This window comes from Halomonas sp. A11-A, from assembly GCF_003182195.1.
Lineage (GTDB): Bacteria > Pseudomonadota > Gammaproteobacteria > Pseudomonadales > Halomonadaceae > Halomonas > Halomonas alkalicola.
In genome coordinates this window covers 88841-104820 of record NZ_QGTM01000004.1, presented here as the reverse complement: position 1 = coordinate 104820, position 15980 = coordinate 88841, and the positions used below count along the sequence as shown (strand labels likewise).

Annotated in this window: 9 protein-coding genes; 7 read left to right on the top strand and 2 right to left on the bottom strand. The window is 67.8% G+C overall.

Annotated elements, in window-relative coordinates; translation table 11 throughout:
• The first annotated feature begins 264 nt into the window (after positions 1-264).
• From gltB to eno, 5 genes are all read left to right on the top strand, one after another.
• Positions 265-4716, top strand: a complete 4452-nt coding sequence (gene gltB / locus DER72_RS04965; RefSeq protein ID WP_110068889.1) for a glutamate synthase large subunit — start codon at positions 265-267, stop codon at positions 4714-4716.
• Positions 4717-4820: 104 nt separating this feature from the next.
• On the top strand, positions 4821-6239 hold the full coding sequence (locus DER72_RS04960; RefSeq protein ID WP_110068888.1) for an FAD-dependent oxidoreductase: 1419 nt from the start codon (positions 4821-4823) through the stop codon (positions 6237-6239).
• A 379-nt stretch (positions 6240-6618) separates the two neighbouring features.
• Positions 6619-8274 carry a CTP synthase gene (locus tag DER72_RS04955; protein WP_110068887.1) on the top strand — a complete coding sequence of 552 codons (1656 nt, stop codon included), beginning with the start codon at positions 6619-6621 and terminating at the stop codon, positions 8272-8274.
• A gap of 4 nt (positions 8275-8278) precedes the next feature.
• Positions 8279-9130 carry a 3-deoxy-8-phosphooctulonate synthase gene (gene kdsA / locus DER72_RS04950; RefSeq protein ID WP_110068886.1) on the top strand — a complete coding sequence of 284 codons (852 nt, stop codon included), beginning with the start codon at positions 8279-8281 and terminating at the stop codon, positions 9128-9130.
• A 32-nt stretch (positions 9131-9162) separates the two neighbouring features.
• Positions 9163-10455, top strand: coding sequence for a phosphopyruvate hydratase (eno, locus tag DER72_RS04945; protein WP_110068885.1), 1293 nt, complete (start codon positions 9163-9165; stop codon positions 10453-10455).
• 506 nt (positions 10456-10961) lie between these two features.
• Here the strand turns inward: eno and fdxA are convergent.
• Positions 10962-11285 (bottom strand): ferredoxin FdxA, encoded by a 324-nt coding sequence (gene fdxA, locus DER72_RS04940; RefSeq protein ID WP_102627034.1) that lies wholly within the window; start codon positions 11283-11285, stop codon positions 10962-10964.
• Positions 11286-11608: 323 nt separating this feature from the next.
• Entirely contained in the window at positions 11609-14191 is a 2583-nt protein-coding gene (mutS, locus tag DER72_RS04935) for a DNA mismatch repair protein MutS (protein WP_110068884.1), read from the bottom strand.
• Positions 14192-14297: 106 nt separating this feature from the next.
• Between mutS and DER72_RS04930 the strand changes: the two genes are divergently transcribed.
• Both DER72_RS04930 and recA read left to right on the top strand, forming a co-directional pair.
• Positions 14298-14810, top strand: coding sequence for a CinA family protein (locus DER72_RS04930; RefSeq protein ID WP_110068883.1), 513 nt, complete (start codon positions 14298-14300; stop codon positions 14808-14810).
• Between the two features lie 107 nt (positions 14811-14917).
• Positions 14918-15979, top strand: coding sequence for a recombinase RecA (gene recA, locus DER72_RS04925; RefSeq protein WP_110068882.1), 1062 nt, complete (start codon positions 14918-14920; stop codon positions 15977-15979).
• Position 15980 lies beyond the last annotated feature (1 nt).

The following is a 15980-nucleotide window of genomic DNA, read 5'->3' as shown; positions in this document are numbered from 1 at the left end:
GTTGAAGATCCGTCTATGCGTGCTGCAAGTCATTGAGAGAAAGGCTTTTTTTGCCCGGGACGGTTTTGCAAGTCGCGGATTTTCTGGTGTTTTTTGATCGACGATGCATCCGGGGCGTTGCGCGTTTCCCGGCGGGGTGTCTATGCTGGGCGGCCTTTTGTCGTGCAGCCTGACGCCTCGCGAGGCGCAGCATGAAAAAATAAAAACCGTTTAATATATCACGATAAAGCTGCAAAAGAAATCACCTTTATCCGAGGCACGCCCATGAACAGAGGTCTCCATCAGCCCGGCGAGTTCCGCGACAACTGCGGGTTCGGCCTGATCGCCCACATGGAGGGCCGAGCCAGCCATCAGCTGCTCAGGACCGCCATCGAGTCGCTCACCTGCATGACCCACCGTGGCGGCATCGCCGCCGACGGCAAGACCGGCGATGGCTGCGGCCTGCTGCTCAGGATGCCCGAGGCCTTCATGCGCCAGGTGACCGAGGAGGCGCTGGGTGTGAGCCTGGGCGAGCGCTTCGCGGTGGGGGCGGTGTTCCTGCCTGACGACGACGCCCGTGCCGAGAAGGCCTGTGACACCCTCGAGGGCGAGCTGCGTGCCCGCGGCCTGGTGATCCGCGGCTGGCGCGACGTGCCGGTGGACCCGAGCGTCTGCGGCCCCATGGCGCTGGCGTGCCTGCCGCGGATCCGTCACCTCTTTGTGGAGCCGGGCAAGAACGGCAGTGCCGAGACCTTCGAGGTCGACCTCTTCATGGGCCGCCGCCTGGCCGAGCAGGCCCTGCGCGACGAGCAGGAGTTCTACGTCTGCTCGCTCTCCGAGCAGGTGATCTCCTACAAGGGCCTGGTGATGCCGGTGGACCTGCCGGCCTTCTACCGGGATCTCGGTGACGGGCGCCTGGAGACCGCGATCTGCGTCTTCCACCAGCGCTTCTCCACCAATACCGCGCCGCGCTGGCCGCTGGCCCAGCCCTTCCGCCTGCTGGCCCACAACGGCGAGATCAATACCATCGAGGCCAACCGCGGCTGGGCCAACTCTCGCAAGGAGAACTTCGTCTGCGAGCGGCTGCCCGAAATCGCCGAGCTCGACGAGATCGTCAACACCGTCGGCTCCGACTCCTCGAGCATGGACAATATGCTGGAAGTGCTGCTCACCGGCGGCATGGAGCTGCACCGCGCCGTGCGCCTGATGGTGCCGCCCGCCTGGCAGAACGTGGAGCTGATGGATGGCGACCTGCGCGCCTTCTACGAGTACAACTCCATGCACATGGAGCCCTGGGACGGCCCCGCCGGCGTGGTGATGACCGATGGCCGCCAGGCGCTCTGCATGCTGGACCGCAACGGCCTGCGTCCGGCCCGCTGGGTGATCACCAAGAACGGCTTCATCACCCTGGCCTCGGAGATCGGCACCTACGACTACAAGCCCGAGGACGTGGTGGCCAAGGGGCGCGTGGGCCCCGGCCAGATTCTCGCCGTGGATACCGAGACCGGCGAGGTGCTGCACACCGGCGACATCGACGAGCGCCTCAAGTCGGCCTACCCCTACAAGCGCTGGCTGAAGCAGGAGGCCCACTACCTGGAGTCGGCGCTCACGGAGCTGGCCAGCTTCCACACCATGGAGCCCGACGCCCTCAACGTCGCCCAGAAGATGTTCCAGGTGAGCTTCGAGGAGCGCGACCAGCTGCTGCGTCCGCTGGCCGAGAGCGGCCAGGAGGCGGTGGGCTCCATGGGCGATGACACCCCCATGGCGGTGCTCTCCGGCAAGCAGCGCCTGCTGACCGACTACTTCCGCCAGAAGTTTGCCCAGGTCACCAACCCGGCCATCGACCCGCTGCGCGAGGCGATCGTGATGTCGCTGGAGACCTGCATCGGTGCCGAGCTTAACGTCTTCAAGGCGACGCCCGAGCACGCCCACCGCATCATCCTGACCACCCCGGTGCTCTCGCCGCGCAAGTTCACCGCCCTGGTGGAGCAGGATGACCCTGCCTTCGCTAGCCATCGGCTGCGCATGGCCTACGACCCCGAGGCGATGGGGCTCAAGGCGGCGATTCGCGAGCTCTGCCGCCAGGCCGAGGAGGCCGTGAACGACGGCAAGGTGGTCCTGGTGCTGTCGGATGCCGACCTCGAACGGGGCGAGCTGCCCATTCACGCCGCCCTGGCCGTGGGGGCCGTGCACCACCATCTCAGTCGCCTGGCACTGCGCCCGCGGGCCAACATCGTGGTGGAGACCGGCTATGCCCGCGACGCCCACCAGATGGCGGTGCTGTTCGGTGTGGGCGCCACCGCGGTCTTCCCGTGGCTCGCCTACCAGGTGATGGCCGACATGCAGCGCACCGGCGAGCTCACCGGCAACCCGGCCGACGCCCGCGAGAACTACCGCAAGGGCCTGCAGAAGGGGCTCTACAAGATCCTCTCCAAGATGGGCATCTCGACGCTCGCCTCCTACCGCGGCTCCCAGCTGTTCGAGGCGGTGGGCCTGGCCGACGAGGTGATGGCGCTGTGCTTCACCGGCATGGCCTCGCGCATCCAGGGCACCGGCTTCGCCGAGCTGCAGCTGCAGCAGGAGTGGCTGGCCCGCGACGCCTGGACGCCGCGCAAGGGGATCTCCCAGGGTGGCCTGGTCAAGTATGTGCACGGCCATGAGTACCACGCCTACAACCCCGATGTGGTCAAGGCGCTGCAGGAGGCGGTGCAGGAGGGCGACTACGCCAAGTGGAAGAAGTTTGCCGCCCTGGTCAACGAACGTCCTCCGGCCACCATCCGCGACCTGCTCAAGCTGAAGCCGGCCGCCGAGCCGCTGCCCCTCGAGGAGGTGGAGGCGGTCGAGGACCTGATCCCGCGCTTCGACAGCGCCGGCATGTCGCTGGGCGCGCTGTCGCCGGAGGCCCACGAGGCCCTGGCCCAGGCCATGAACGAGGCGGGCGGGCGCTCCAACTCCGGCGAGGGTGGCGAGGATCCGGCCCGCTACGGCACCATCCGCTCCTCCAAAATCAAGCAGATCGCCTCCGGGCGCTTCGGCGTCACACCGGCCTACCTGGTCAACGCCGAGGTGCTGCAGATCAAGGTCGCCCAGGGCGCCAAGCCCGGCGAGGGCGGCCAGCTGCCCGGCGGCAAGGTCAACGACCTGATCGCCCGGCTGCGCTACTCGGTGCCCGGCGTGACCCTGATCTCGCCGCCGCCCCACCATGACATCTACTCCATCGAGGACCTGGCCCAGCTGATCTTCGACCTCAAGCAGGTCAACCCGGAGGCCCAGGTCTCGGTGAAGCTGGTCTCCGAGCCCGGCATCGGCACCATCGCCACCGGCGTGGCCAAGGCCTACGCCGACCTGATCACCGTCTCCGGCTACGACGGCGGCACCGCGGCGAGCCCGATCACCTCCATCAAGCACGCCGGCTCTCCCTGGGAGCTGGGCCTGCCCGAGGTGCACCAGGCGCTGCGCATCAACGGCCTGCGTGACAAGATCCGCCTGCAGACCGACGGCGGCCTGAAGACCGGGCTGGACGTGGTCAAGGCGGCGATTCTTGGCGCCGAGAGCTTCGGCTTCGGCACCGCGCCCATGGTGGCGCTGGGCTGCAAGTACCTGCGCATCTGCCACCTCAACAACTGCGCCACCGGCGTGGCCACCCAGAATGACTTCCTGCGCGGCGAGCACTTCCGCGGCACCGTCGATATGGTCAAGCACTACTTCCGCTTCATCGCCGAGGAGGTGCGCGAGCTGCTGGCGCTGCTGGGCGTGCGCAAGCTCACCGACCTGATCGGCCGCACCGACCTGCTCGAGGTGCTGGAGGGCGTCACCGCCTCCCAGCGCAGGCTCGATCTGACCCCGCTGCTCGGCAACGACTTCGTGCCGGCCGAGGCGCCGCAGTTCTGCCAGGTGAGCCGCAACGTACCCCACGACCCGGGTGCCAAGAACCAGGAGGTGCTGGCGGCGCTGGCGGACGCCATCGAGGCGAAGTCCGGCGGCGACTTCTCCTTCACCATCACCAACTGCGACCGCAGCGTGGGGGCGCTCACCTCCGGGGCCATCGCCAAGCGCTACGGCGAGGCGGGGCTCGAGGAGGCGCCGGTCACCGCGCGCTTCATCGGCGTGGCGGGCCAGAGCTTCGGCGTCTGGAACGCCCGCGGTCTCAACCTCTATCTGGAAGGGGACGCCAACGACTACGTCGGCAAGGGCATGAACGGCGGCAAGGTGGTGATCACCCCGCCCAAGGCCAGCCGCTTCGAGAGCCACAAGACGGCGATCATCGGCAACACCTGCCTGTATGGCGCCACCGGCGGCAAGCTGTTCGCCGCGGGCACCGCCGGCGAGCGCTTCGGGGTGCGCAACTCCGGCGCCCACGCGGTGATCGAGGGCGCCGGCGACCACTGCTGCGAGTACATGACCGGCGGCCTGGTGGCGGTGCTCGGCGAGACCGGCGTCAACTTCGGCGCGGGCATGACCGGCGGCTTCGCCTACGTGCTCGACGAGGACCGTACCTTCGTCGACAAGTACAACCACGAGCTGGTGGAGATCCACCGCGTCAACACGGAGACCATGGAAGCCTATCGCCGCCACCTGCGCGAGGTGATCGAGGAGTTCGTCGACGAGACCGGCTCGGCCCGCGGCCGCGCCATCCTCGACGACTTCAGCGACTTCATCCGCCACTTCTGGCTGGTGAAGCCCAAGGCGGCAAGCCTGAACAGCCTGTTGGCCCAATCCCGGCGTCAGCCGGAGTAGAGAGGCGGCGACAGCCGGAATAACGCCCTCGACAACAGGTGATTCGCCCCGCCGGGCTTAAGGGCTCGGCCGGGGTGACCAACAGGACTTCCAGGAGAATCGACATGGCCAACCGTCTGAGCAACGACTTCCAGTTCATCGACGTGGGTCGTCAGGACCCGCAGAAGAAGGACGCCCGCACCCGCTCGCGGGAGTTCGCCGAGATCTACGAGCCCTACAAGCCCCAGGAGGCGGCCAGCCAGGCGCATCGCTGCCTGCACTGCGGCAACCCCTACTGCGAGTGGAAGTGCCCGGTCCACAACTACATCCCCAACTGGCTGCAGCTGGTGGCCGAGGGCAACATCCTCGAGGCCGCGGAGCTCTCCCACAAGACCAACTCGCTGCCTGAGGTGTGCGGCCGGGTCTGCCCCCAGGACCGCCTCTGCGAGGGCGACTGCACCCTCAACGACGGCTTCGGCGCGGTGACCATCGGCTCGGTGGAGAAGTACATCACCGATACGGCCTTCGCCATGGGCTGGCGCCCGGACATGTCCCAGGTGACCTGGACCGATCGGAAGGTCGCGGTGATCGGCGCCGGGCCGGCGGGCCTGGGCTGCGCCGACATCCTGGCGCGCAACGGGGTCAAACCGGTGGTGTTCGACCGCAACCCGGAGATCGGCGGCCTGCTGACCTTCGGCATCCCCGAGTTCAAGCTCGAGAAGAGCGTGATGGAGCGCCGTCGGGCGGTGTTCGAGGAGATGGGCGTGGAGTTCCGCCTCAACGTGGAGATCGGCCGCGACATCACCATGGACCAGCTGCTCGAGCAGTATGACGCCGTCTTCATGGGCATGGGCACCTACAAGTACATGGAGGGCGGCTTCCCCGGCGAGAACCTGCCCGGGGTCCACAAGGCGTTGGACTACCTGATCGCCAACGTCAATCACTGCCTGGGCTTCGAGAAGGACCCCGGCGAATACATCTCCTTCAAGGGCCAGCGCGTGGTGGTGCTGGGCGGCGGCGACACCGCCATGGACTGCAACCGCACCGCCATCCGCCAGGGCGCCAGCGGCGTGACCTGCGCCTATCGCCGCGACGAGGAGAACATGCCGGGCTCGCGCCGCGAGGTGGCCAACGCCCGCGAGGAGGGCGTGGAGTTCCTGTTCAACCGCCAGCCGGTGGCGGTGGTGGGCGAGGGCAAGGTGGAGGGGGTCAAGGTGGTGCGCACCCGCCTTGGCGAGCCAGACGAGAACGGCCGCCGCCGCCCCGAGGTGGTGCCGGGCTCCGAGGAGGTGATTCCGGCCGACGCGGTGGTCATCGCCTTCGGCTTCCAGCCGGACCCGCCCGCCTGGTTCGCCGACCATGGCATCGAGGTGGATGAGCGCGACCGGGTCAAGGCGCCGGAGCAGGGCCAGTTCCGCTTCCAGACCAGCCATGCGAAGGTCTTCGCCGGCGGCGACATGGTGCGCGGCTCCGACCTGGTGGTCACCGCCATCCACGAGGGCCGCCAGGCCGCCGAGGGCATCCTGGACTATCTGGGCGTCTAAGTGGCGCTACACGGAGAGCCTGGGAACCCGTCGCGCAAGCCTTTAGCCGAGCGCTGATGTGAAGCGAAGCGGCCGCGTGGCGCTCGCCAGGGATGGCGAGCGAGCCGCACCCGTGAGGGATTATGTTGTGCGGCGACGCGCGGGCCGCGAGCGGAGTATCAGGGTTTCGCTCGGCGTGGCGCCGGCGGCGGGCTCCCCGGCTTGGTCTGCCTGCCTTTTGGCTCCACCTAGGGGCAGCGCCGCCAGGGCCTGTCGCCGGGTAAGCCGCGGATCAGGCGGCTGGCCGAAATTGAGCCATTGGTCGTGTTCTGCTAGTCTGTCGTCCCATCCTGGCGCGGCTTCCTGCCGAGCCTCATGATCACGTTTCGACAGGTTCTCCATGACACGATATATCTTCGTGACCGGCGGCGTTGTGTCCTCTCTCGGCAAGGGCATCGCGTCGGCCTCGCTGGCGGCGATTCTCGAGGCGCGCGGCCTCAAGGTCACCATGCTCAAGCTCGACCCGTACATCAACGTGGACCCGGGCACCATGAGCCCCTTCCAGCACGGCGAGGTATTCGTCACCGAGGATGGCGCGGAGACCGATCTCGACCTGGGCCACTACGAGCGCTTCATCCGCACCAAGATGACCCAGCGCAACAACTTCACCACCGGTCGGGTCTACGAGCACGTGCTGCGCAAGGAGCGCCGCGGCGACTACCTGGGCGGTACCGTCCAGGTGATCCCGCACATCACCGACGAGATCAAGCGCCGGGTCTTTGAGGGTGGCGAGGGCTTCGACGTGGCGCTGGTGGAGATCGGCGGCACCGTGGGCGACATCGAGTCGCTGCCCTTCCTGGAGTCCATCCGCCAGATCAGAAGCGAGCTGGGGGCCAACCGGGCGCTCTTCATGCACCTGACCCTGGTGCCCTATATCAAGACCGCCGGCGAGACCAAGACCAAGCCGACCCAGCACAGCGTCAAGGAGCTGCGCTCCATCGGTATCCAGCCGGACATCCTGATCTGCCGCAGCGAGGTGGAGCTCGAGGAGAGCGAGCGCCGCAAGATCGCGCTGTTCACCAACGTGGAGGAGCGGGCGGTCATCCCGCTGCAGGATGCCGACACCATCTACCGCATCCCGATCATGCTCCACGAGCACGGCCTGGACGAGATCGTCTGCGACAAGCTGCGGCTCACGGCCGACGAGGCCGACCTCAACGAGTGGATCAAGGTTCTCGACGCCAAGCTCAACCCGCTGAAGTCGATCAATATCGCCATGGTCGGCAAGTACATGGAGCTGCTCGACGCCTACAAGTCGCTCAACGAGGCCCTGATCCACGCCGGCATCCAGACCCGGGTCAAGGTCAACGTCGACTACATCGACTCCGAGGACATCGAGCGCCACGGCACCGAGCGCCTCGCCGGCAAGGACGCCATCCTGGTGCCGGGCGGCTTCGGCGAGCGCGGCGTGGAGGGCAAGATCGCCACGGCCCGCTATGCCCGGGAGAACGGCATTCCCTATCTCGGCATCTGCCTCGGCATGCAGGTGGCGGTGATCGAATTCGCCCGCAACGTGGCCGGCTGGGAGGACGCCAACTCCACCGAGTTCACCCACGACACCCAGCATCCGGTGGTGGGCCTGATCACCGAGTGGATCACCCCCGAGGGCAAGATCGAGCTGCGCGACGCCGCCTCCGACCTCGGCGGCACCATGCGCCTGGGCGGCCAGGTGTGCCGTCTCAAGGTCGGCAGCAAGGCCCGCGAGGCCTACGGCAATGACGAGATCGTCGAGCGCCATCGCCACCGCTTCGAGGTCAACAACCAGTTCATCGAGGAGCTCGAGCAGGCGGGGCTCGTGGTCTCCGGCAAGAGCGTCGACAACTCCCTGGTGGAGATGGTCGAGCTGCCCGACCACCCCTGGTACGTGGCCTGCCAGTTCCACCCGGAGTTCACCTCCACCCCCCGCGACGGCCACCCGCTGTTCACCGGCTTCGTCAACGCGGCGCTGGAGCACAAGGCGGCGCGCACCCGCGCGCAGTCCTCCCACCAGGAGTAACGGGATGAGCGCACCCGAGCGTCATGTCTCCATTGCCGGCCTCGAGGCCGGCAATTCGTTGCCGCTGATGCTGTTCGGCGGCATGAACGTGCTGGAGTCCCGCGAGCTGGCTCTCGAAGTGGCCCAGACCTACGTCGAGGTGACCGGACGCCTCGGCATGCCCTACGTCTTCAAGGCGAGCTTCGACAAGGCCAATCGCAGCTCCATCCACTCCTACCGGGGCCCGGGCCTGGAGAAGGGGCTCGAGATCCTGGCCGAGGTGAAGGCGCGCTTCGGCGTGCCGATCATCACCGACGTCCATGAGCCCTGGCAGGCCGCCCCCGTGGCCGAGGTCGCCGACATTATCCAGCTGCCCGCCTTCCTGGCGCGCCAGACCGACCTGGTCGTCGCCATGGCGCGCACCGGGGCGGTGATCAACATCAAGAAGCCGCAGTTCCTGGCGCCCCACGAGATGCGCCACATCATTCGCAAGTGCGAGGAGGCCGGCAACGACCGGGTGATCCTCTGCGAGCGCGGCTCGAGCTTCGGCTACAACAACCTGGTGGTGGACATGCTCGGCTTCGGCGAGATGAAGCAGACCGGCCGCCCGGTGTTCTTCGACGTCACCCATTCGCTGCAGCGCCCCGGCGGGCGCGCCGACAGCGCCGATGGCCGTCGTGCCCAGGTGGCCGAGCTGGCCCGGGCCGGCGTGGCCGTGGGGCTCGCGGGACTCTTCCTGGAGGCCCATCCGGACCCGGATGCCGCCCTCTGCGACGGCCCCTGCGCCCTGCCGCTGGACCGCCTCGAGCCCTTCCTGGCCCAGCTCAAGGCCATCGATGAGCTGGTCAAGGGCTTCGCCCCCCTCGACATCCAATGATTTCCCTACGCTGACACAAGAAGGAAACTCGCATGACCAAGATCGTCGATATTCGCGCCCTCGAGGTGCTCGATTCCCGCGGCAATCCCACCGTCCAGGCCGAGGTGCGTCTGGAGAGCGGTGCCGTGGGCGTGGCCTGCGCGCCCAGCGGCGCCTCCACCGGCTCCCGCGAGGCCCTGGAGCTGCGTGACGGCGACAAGAGCCGCTACCTGGGCAAGGGCGTGCTGAAGGCGGTCGAGGCGGTCAACGGTGCCATTCGCGAGTGCCTGGTCGGCATGGACGCTCGCGATCAGCGCGGCCTGGATGACGCCATGCTGGCCCTCGACGGCACCGACAACAAGGCCAAGCTTGGCGCCAACGCCATCCTGGCGGTGTCGCTGGCCGCCGCCAAGGCCGCGGCCGACGCCAAGGGCATGCCGCTCTACGCCCATATCGCCGAGCTCTACGGCCAGCCGGGCCAGTACAGCATGCCGGTGCCGATGATGAACATCCTCAACGGCGGCGAGCATGCCGACAACAACGTCGACATCCAGGAGTTCATGGTGCAGCCGGTGGGCGCGCCCAACTTCCGCGAAGGCCTGCGCATGGGCGCCGAGATCTTCCACGCCCTGAAGAAGGTGCTCTCCGCGAAGGGGCTCTCCACCTCGGTGGGCGACGAGGGCGGCTTCGCCCCGAACCTCGAGTCCAACGCCGAGGCACTGGCGGTGATCAAGCAGGCGGTATCGGACGCCGGCTACCGGCTGGGCAGCGACGTGACCCTGGCGCTGGACTGCGCCGCCTCCGAATTCTTCAAGGATGGCCAGTACGACCTGGCCGGCGAGGGCAAGCAGTATGACGCCGCCGGTTTCGCCGACTACCTGGCCGGCCTGTGCGACGACTACCCCATCGTCTCCATCGAGGATGGCCTCGATGAGTCCGACTGGGCCGGCTGGAAGGTGCTGACCGACAAGCTTGGCGACCGCGTGCAGCTGGTAGGCGACGATCTCTTCGTCACCAACACCAGGATCCTCAAGCGCGGCATCGACGAGCAGATCGGCAACTCCATCCTGATCAAGTTCAACCAGATCGGCTCGCTCTCCGAGACCCTGGATGCCATCAAGATGGCCCAGGACGCCGGCTTCACCGCGGTGATCTCCCACCGCAGCGGCGAGACCGAGGACACCACCATCGCCGATCTCGCCGTGGGCACCTGTGCCGGCCAGATCAAGACCGGCTCGCTGTGCCGCTCCGACCGCGTGGCCAAGTACAACCGCCTGCTGGTGATCGAGAACGAGCTGGGCGAGCGCGCCCGCTACCCGGGGCTATCGGCCATCAAGGGCCAGTAAGCGAACGCTGTTGCTTGAGGCGGGAACCCGTGTAGGAAATCGCTGACAATTTGGCGAAGAGATTTGCTCAGGTTCAGCGGAAAGACCGATGCCTTTGGCGTCGGTCTTTTTTTAACAATATGTTATTAAACGTGTTTTTTTGGAGTCCCGCTGCTGAGCCAGCGCGCCGGTCGAGGTCGGTCGCCGTTGGTCCCGCTTGTGTTGCAATGCAGCTCTGCCACAATGAACTCGGGACAAGGGGGCAGCATTGCTGCTCCCGGCAGGATGCAACGGGATGCTGAGTGATGCGCCAGGTGCGGCAGGAGGCTGCTTCCGGGCAGGGAAGGCATCACGGGAGTCGGGCGGAGGGAGCCGCTCAAGGAACAGCTTGGAGCGGGCGGCCTGCGGGCCGCCTTTTTTGCCGGTGTTCTCCAGCATGGCAGGCAGAAGCAGGAACGCCGAATGTCGCGAGACATTCGGCGTTCCTTTTTACGTGCTGGCCCCCGCGTACGGGGCTGGCGACGCTCTCAGCGCTCCAGCTGCTCGAGCTTGCCCGGCTTGCCGTCCCACTCCTCGGCGTCGGGCAGCGGGTCCTTCTTCTCGCTGATGTTGGGCCATACCTCGGCGAGCTCGGCATTGATCTCGATGAACGGCTCCTGGCCCTCCGGCAATTCGTCTTCCGAGAAGATCGCCTCGGCGGGACACTCCGGCTCGCACAGGGCGCAGTCGATGCACTCGTCGGGGTGGATCACCAGGAAGTTGGGGCCTTCATAGAAACAGTCCACCGGGCACACCTCGACACAGTCGGTGTACTTGCACTTGATGCAGTTCTCGGTGACGACGAATGTCATGCCACTCTCCCTTCCTCGGGCCGGCGTCGCACGGCCACTGTGGATAGTTGATAAAACGGTTATAAAAGCCGTGTTTCTTATGCTAAGGCGGCGGTGAATCAGACCATTCTAGTCGCGGCCCCCTGGCCTAGCAAGACGAAGGACGGCATGTTCAGGACCATCGCAGATGGCTGGATCGCTCAAGGCTGTTCCGGCGACAGGCCTGTTCGGGGGCGCTATGAATACCTCCCTGTACGCTACCTCGGCCATCCCTGGTCCTCGGACCCCCTCTCCGACCTGTCTCCGGCGCCTTTCGCTGACACGGCTTGGTAACTCCGTGCACCTTACAATGACTCCCGCCAGCGGTAGAGCAGCGCCAGGGCCTGGCGCGGCGTCAGGTCATCCAGGGCCAGGCCGCCGAGCTCTTCCACCAGCGGGTGGGGGGCGCTGGCGAAGAGGTCGTTCTGCTGCGGCATCGGGGGACGGTCACCGAGGCGCTGCGCGGTCCGGCTACCCTGGTCCACCTCCTGCTGCTCCAGCTGGGCGAGCTTCTCCCGGGCCCGGGCGATCACCCCCTGGGGCACGCCGGCGAGCTGGGCCACCTGCAGGCCGTAGCTCTGGCTCGCCGGGCCCTCCTCCACGCGGTGCATGAAGACGATGCCGTCACGGTGCTCGGCGGCCGTCAGGTGCACGTTGGCCACCCCCTCGGCCTGCTCGGGCAGGGCGGTCATCTCGAAGTAGTGGGTGGCGAACAGGGTGAAGGCGCGGGTGCGCGTCAGCTGCTCGGCGCTGGCCCAGGCCAGCGAGAGGCCGTCGAAGGTGCTGGTGCCGCGGCCGATCTCGTCCATCAGCACCAGGCTGTGGTCGGTGGCGTTGTGCAGGATGTTGGCGGTCTCGGTCATCTCCACCATGAAGGTGGAGCGCCCGCCAGCCAGGTCGTCCGAGGAGCCGATGCGGGTGAAGATGCGGTCCACCGGGCCGATCTCGGCGGCGTCCGCCGGCACGAAGCTGCCGGTATGGGCGAGCAGCACGATCAGCGCCGCCTGACGCATGAAGGTGGACTTGCCCCCCATGTTGGGGCCGGTGATCACCAGCATGCGGCGGTCGTCGCCCATCACCAGGTCGTTGGGCACGAAGGGGGCGTCGGAGACCTGCTCCACCACCGGGTGGCGGCCGCCCCGGATGGCGATGCCGGGGGTCTCGGCCAGCCGCGGCCGCACGAAATCCAGCGCCTGGGCGCGCTCGGCGAAGGCGCACAGTACGTCCAGGGCGGCCAGTGCGCGGCCGCTGGCCTGCAGGGCGTCGAGCTCGGCGTTGAGGGTGTCGAGCAGGCCGTCGTAGAGCAGCTTCTCCCGGGCGAGTGCCCGGGACTTGGCCGACAGCGCCTTGTCCTCGAACTCCTTGAGCTCGGGGATGATGAAGCGCTCGGCGTTCTTCAGGGTCTGGCGGCGCACGTAGTCCGCCGGGACGTCCCTGGCCTGGGCGCGGGGGATCTCGATGTAGTAGCCGTGGACCCGGTTGTAGCCCACCTTGAGACCGGGTAGGCCGGTGCGCTCGCGCTCCCGGGTCTCCAGCCTCACCAGATAGTCGCCTGCATGCTCGGCCAGGCCGCGGTGTTCGTCGAGCTCGGCGTCGAAGCCCTCGGCGATCACCCCGCCGTCGCGAATTACCACCGGCGGGTTCTCGATCAGGGCGCGGGTCAGGGTATCGGCGAGCGCCGGGTAGGGGCGGATATGGCGCCGGAGCTCGTCAAGCGCCGTGCCCTCGGGATAGTCGACAAGCGATGCCTCGAGCTCGGGCAGGGCGTTGAAGGCGTCGCGCAGCCGGGCCAGGTCCCGCGGGCGGGCGCTGTAGAGGGCGACCCGCGCCAGGATGCGTTCCACGTCGCCGATCGCCTTGAGCGACTCGCGCAGCGCCACGAACCCCTCGGCCTCGAGCAGCAGCGCCACCGCGGCCTGGCGGGCCTGCACCCGCTCGCGGTCGCGCAGCGGGCGGTTGAGCCAGCGCTTGAGCAGCCGCGAGCCCATGGCCGTGGCGGTGGTGTCGAGCACGCTGGCCAGGGTGTTGTCGCCGCTGCCCCCGAGGTTGATGTCGATCTCCAGGTTGCGGCGGCTGGCGGCGTCGATCACTACGGCATCGTCGCGGCTCTCCACGCCGATGGCGGTGACATGGGGCAGGCGCGAGCGCTGGGTGTCCCGGGCGTACTCGATCAGCACGCCGGCAGCGGTGAGGGCGGCGGTGAGGTGGGCGCAGCCGAAGCCGCGCAGGTCCTGGACTCGGAACTGGTCGCACAGCAGGCGGGTGGCGCTCTCCAGGTCGAACAGCCAGTCGCTCTGGCGGCGCAGGCCGCGCCGGCCCTCCAGGGCGGGGGGCAGGTCCTGGCTCTCGGCCACCAGCAGCTCGGCGGGGTCGAGGCGCTGCAGCTCGGCCAGCATCTCGCCTTCACCCTCGACTTCCAGCACGCTGAAGCGCCCGCTGGAGAGCTCCAGCCAGGCGAGGCCCATGCGCTCGCCGGCGGCGTGCACGGCCACCAGCAGGTTGTCGCGGCGGGCGTCGAGCAGCGCCTCGTCGTAGAGGGTGCCGGGGGTGACGATGCGCACCACGCGCCGCTCCACCGGCCCCTTGCTGGTGGCCGGGTCGCCGATCTGCTCGCAGATCGCCACCGACTCGCCGGCCGCCACCAGGCGCGCGAGGTACCCCTCGGCGCTGTGGTAGGGGACCCCGGCCATGGGGATCGGCTTGCCGGCCGACTGGCCGCGCTGGGTCAGGGTGATGTCAAGCAGCGCCGCCGCGCGCCGGGCGTCGTCGAAGAAGAGCTCGTAGAAGTCGCCCATGCGGTAGAAGAGCAGCACGTCGGGGTGGTCGCGCTTGATCTTCAGGTACTGCGCCATCATGGGGGTATGAGAGGGGCTTGTGGCCTGTGACATCGGAGCTCCCTGTTGCGGCTCTGCACTCGCTGACAAAAGCCGGTATTCTACCGTCCAGGCATCGACTCCGTCAGGAGCGATTGCAGATGACTCAGGAGACCGCCCCATGCCCCGTTCCGCCGCCAGCCTGGCCAACCTCGACCTCATCACCCTGGCCGAGCGCCTGGGCCGACTCTGTCGAGAGCGGGGCATGACGGTCACCGCCGCCGAGTCCTGCACCGGCGGCGGGGTGGCCAGCGCCATCACCGCGGTGGCCGGCAGCTCCGACTACTTCGAGACCGGCTACGTGACCTACTCCAACGCCGCCAAGTCCCGCCTGCTGGGCGTTCCCGAGGCGCTGCTCGAGGCCCATGGGGCGGTGAGCCGCGAGGTGGTGGAGGCCATGGTGGTCGGCGCCTGTCGCGACAGCGGCGCCGGCCTCGGCGTGGCGGTCAGCGGCGTGGCCGGCCCCGGAGGCGGTAGCGACGCGAAGCCGGTGGGCACCGTGTGGCTGGCCTGGGGCGATGCCCAGGGCGCCAGCGCCGAGTGCCATCGCTATCCCGGTGATCGCCGCGCGGTGCGCGAGCAGGCGGTGCGCGAGGCCCTGGTGGGCCTGGTCCGTCGCCTCGAGGCTCGCTGAGCCCTGCCTCGTATCCGGGCCGAATTTGCACTGGTCCTGCCTACCCTTTTTCGCCATACTGCTGTTCAGTCATACAGTATTCAGACACCTCGACCAGGAGATCCGACATGGCTCAGGATGACAACCGCTCCAAGGCGCTGAGCGCCGCGCTTTCCCAGATCGAGCGCCAGTTCGGCAAGGGCACCGTGATGCGCCTCGGCGATGCCCCGCGGGTGGTCATGCCGTCGGTGTCCACCGGTTCCCTGGGGCTCGACATCGCACTGGGCATCGGTGGCCTGCCCTTCGGCCGCGTGGTGGAGATCTTCGGCCCGGAGTCCTCGGGCAAGACCACCCTGACTCTCTCGGTGATCGCCCAGGCCCAGAAGCAGGGCAAGGTGTGTGCCTTCATCGACGCCGAGCACGCCCTGGACCCGAGCTACGCCGAGAAGCTCGGCGTCAACCTCGACGACCTGCTGGTCTCCCAGCCCGACACCGGCGAGCAGGCCCTCGAGATCTGCGACATGCTGGTGCGCTCCGGTGGTGTCGACGTGATCATCATCGACTCGGTGGCCGCACTCACCCCGCGGGCCGAGATCGAGGGCGAGATGGGCGACTCCCACGTCGGCCTGCAGGCGCGCCTGATGTCCCAGGCCCTGCGCAAGATCACCGGCCACATCAAGAACGCCAACTGCCTGGTGGTGTTCATCAACCAGATCCGCATGAAGATCGGCGTGATGTTCGGCAGCCCCGAGACCACCACCGGCGGCAACGCCCTGAAGTTCTACGCCAGCGTGCGTCTGGATATCCGTCGCACCGGCTCGGTGAAGCAGGGCGACGAGGTCATCGGCAACGAGACCCGGGTCAAGGTGGTCAAGAACAAGGTGGCCCCGCCGTTCCGCCAGGCCGAGTTCCAGATCCTCTACGGCAAAGGCATCTACCACGCCGGCGAGGTGATCGACCTGGGCGTGCAGTGCAACCTGGTCGACAAGGCCGGCGCCTGGTACAGCTACCAGGGCAACAAGATCGGCCAGGGCAAGGCCAATGCCGCCCAGTTCCTCGAGGACAACCCGGCCATCATGGAGGAGATCGAGAGCCAGATCCGCGCCCAGCTGCTCGCCGCCCCGGCCCCCAGGGAGGAAGCCGAGGAGCCCGCTGCGGCCGAGGCCGGCCGCGAGGACGACCTGCTGTAAG